Origin of the sequence: Mesorhizobium sp. M7A.F.Ca.CA.002.05.1.1, from assembly GCF_003998335.1 — a bacterium.
Classification (GTDB): Bacteria; Pseudomonadota; Alphaproteobacteria; order Rhizobiales; family Rhizobiaceae; genus Mesorhizobium.
Window position 1 is genome coordinate 1 of sequence record NZ_RZQI01000832.1, and the last position, 2,596, is coordinate 2,596.

Below are 2,596 nucleotides of genomic sequence, written 5' to 3' on the forward strand. Positions count from 1 at the left end.
CTCGCGCATATGCTGGGACCGATGCCGCTCGCCTGCAATCTCGGGCTGACGCCACTCGCTTCGGAAACCATCGTGCCGTTCTCGCTCGGGCTCGGCGGCAATTGCGTCACCGTCTCCAACACCGTCTGGGCCGGAATGGTGGCGCAGGGCGCCGAAGCCGATCTTGATCCGGCGCGCGCCGGTGCGGCGTTGCGCGCGCTCATTCGCGAGCGCGCTGCGGCCGGTGGCGACCCGCTGCGCTTCGCCGTGGTGCATCCGCATTCCGGGCACAATTACGAATTGCGCTATTGGCTCGCCGCCTGCGGCATCGATCCGGCGCGCGAAATCGAGATCGTCATCGTGCCGCCGCCCTTCATGGCGGATGCGCTGGCCACCGGCCGCATCGACGGGTACTGCGCAGGCGAACCCTGGAACAGTGCTGCGGTTGCCGCCGGCACCGGGCATATCGTCACCGTCAAGGCGCGGATATGGCGTAACAGCCCGGAGAAGGTAATCGGCGTACGCAAGGCGTGGGCAGACGAAAACCCCGAGGCACTGGCGGCGCTGCTGCGTGCGCTGCATCACTCGGCGCGCTGGTGCCAGGATCCGGCCAACCGTGGCGAATTGGCAGCTGTGATGGCGCAGGCCGGCTTTCTCGGTCTGCCGCCGGCCGTGCAGATGCCGATCCTGACCGGTCATCTCCGACTGGGCGGCGGCGCGGAGCGGACCATCGACGACTTCTTCCTCCCGTTCGACAAGGCAGCGAACTTTCCATGGAAGAGCCATGCGCTGTGGTTCTACACGCAGATGGTGCGCTGGGGGCACGTGGCGCACACGCCGGAAAACCTTGCCATCGCCCGCAACTGCTACCGGCCCGACCTCTACCGTTCGGCTCTGAAGCCGCTTGGTGTGGCGCTTCCCGGCGCCAATTCGAAAGTCGAGGGTGCGCTCCAAGTTGCCACCGCGGTCGGCGCGACAGGCGCCGGCCTTGTGCTCGGTCCGGACGGTTTCTTCGACGGCCAGATCTTCGATCCGGACGAGGTCGACGCCTACATTACCGGCCAGAAATCGGCTCGCGCGGAAGCCTGATCATTTCCGCGTCATTCTTGTGCATTGCACAAAAATTGTGCGCGCGATTGCCCGAATGAACAATCTTTGGCCTTCCGGCCATACGACCCGGTGCGTCCGCGATCGGCGCGGGTTGCTGATTTAATTGATCTTTTTCACCTCTCTCAAAACTGGCACGGTTCCTGCTTTGAAATAGACAGGCCCTTCGCGGGTCACGGAACAGGCGTCCAATGACGGGCGCCACAGGCAAAGCTGCCGCTCAGGTTAATGCGCGCTCCCGGTCACCCGGACGCGAAGACCTGGCTGGCGGCTTTTTTGTTTTGATCAACACGCAATCGACGACGCGGATCCCAAGCCGCGCCCAACCGGAGACGACGATGACGAAACGGATCAGGACTGGAACGACCCTCAAGGACATGACGCGCCGCGATTTTCTCGTCAGCAGCGCGATGACGGCCGGCCTGTTCGTGGCGGCCCGCAAGCTCTTCCCTTCCGGCGCCTATGCTGCGACCGCCACTCCGGAGGTCACCGGCGCCAAGCTCGGCTTCATTGCCCTCACCGATGCGGCACCGCTGATGATCGCCAAGGAGAAGGGGCTGTTCGCCAAGTTCGGCATGCCCGATGTCGAGGTGCTCAAGCAGGCCTCCTGGGGTGCGACACGCGACAATCTGATGCTCGGCGGCGCGGCCAACGGCATCGACGGCGCCCATATCCTGACGCCGCTGCCTTACCTCATGCACACGGGCAAGGTGACGCAGAACAACCAGCCGATGCCGATGGCGATCGTGGCGCGGCTCAACTACGACTGCCAAGGCATTTCGGTCGCCCAGGAATATGCCGGCACCGGTGTCGGTCTCGACGCCTCGAAGCTGAAAGATGCTTTTGCCGCCAAGAAGGCGGCCGGTAAGGAAATCAAGGCCGCCATGACCTTCCCGGGCGGCACGCATGATTTGTGGCTGCGCTACTGGCTGGCGGCCGGTGGCATCGATCCCGACAAGGACGTCTCGACCATCGTCGTGCCGCCGCCGCAGATGGTGGCCAACATGAAGGTCGGCAACATGGACGTGTTCTGCGTCGGCGAACCGTGGAACGAGCAGCTCGTCCATCAGGGCGTCGGCTTCACCGCCGCCACGACGGGCGAATTGTGGAAGGGCCATCCGGAAAAGGCGCTCGGCCTGCGTGCCGAATTCATCGAGAAATACCCGAACGCCACCAAGGCGATCCTGATGGCCGTCATGGAAGCCCAGCAATGGTGCGAGGCCGCTGAGAACAAGGACGAGATGGCCGCCATCATCGGCAAGCGGCAATGGATGAACGTGCCCGTCGCCGACATCATCGGCCGCCTCAAGGGCGACATCAACTACGGCAATGGCCGCGTCGCCAACGGCACCGATCTCTCCATGAAGTTCTGGAAGGGCGGCGTCTCCTATCCTTTCAAGAGCCACGACACGTGGTTCCTCGCCGAGAACATCCGCTGGGGCAAGTTCGCGCCGACCACCGACATCAAGGCGCTGGTCGATCAGGTCAACCGCGAGGATTTGTGGCGCGA

At 64.1% G+C, this 2,596-nt stretch carries 2 protein-coding genes; both read left to right on the forward strand.

Features of this window, described 5'->3' with window-relative positions:
* The coding region (locus EN939_RS29165) for a CmpA/NrtA family ABC transporter substrate-binding protein (protein ID WP_127271151.1) at positions 1-1,068 on the forward strand (1,068 nt) is incomplete at its 5' end.
* Between the two features lie 356 nt (positions 1,069-1,424).
* Positions 1,425-2,596 (forward strand): CmpA/NrtA family ABC transporter substrate-binding protein (locus EN939_RS29170; protein WP_164751314.1); only part of this gene is annotated, 1,172 nt, incomplete at its 3' end.